Annotated in this window: 1 protein-coding gene; it reads right to left on the bottom strand. The window is 55.8% G+C overall.

Annotated features, from left to right (window positions below; translation table 11 throughout):
• Window positions 1-482: mannonate dehydratase (locus M3191_RS18230; protein ID WP_251701731.1), on the bottom strand; the 482-nt coding region annotated here is incomplete at both ends.

Genomic DNA, 482 nt, shown 5'->3' with positions numbered 1-482 from the left:
CGTAAAAGTCTTTATCCTGCATCAGCTTTATATTGCGGACGTGGGCAAAATGAATTCGCTTACGCCGGGTAAATTCGGCCAGGATGGCGTACACGTCATTATCAGGATCTTCGGCAATCGAGCCGGTGCAGAGCGTAATGCCGTTGGCGGGTGAATCGACGGCCCGGCAGATCCAGTCCAGATCGTCGCGGTTTTTGACCACCCGCGGCAGGCCAAAAATGGAGTACGGCGGGTCGTCCGGGTGGATCGCCATTTTCACCCCAACCTCTTCGCAAACCGGGATCACCGCCTGCAGAAAATAAACCAGGTTCTCCCGCAGCTTCTGATCATCCACCGCGCTATATTTGGCAAACAGGGTCTGCACCTCCGCCAGCCGTTCCGGCTCCCAGCCCGGCAAGGCGAAGCCGTTTGAATTCTCAAGCACCTCCTTCACCACGTCTTCCAGCCGCTTATCGATATCTTTCTTCTCAAACGCCATCGTC

Origin of the sequence: Sporosarcina luteola (assembly GCF_023715535.1) — a bacterium.
Taxonomy (GTDB): Bacteria; Bacillota; Bacilli; order Bacillales_A; family Planococcaceae; genus Sporosarcina; species Sporosarcina luteola_B.
This window is presented reverse-complemented; position numbering and strand designations above follow the sequence as displayed.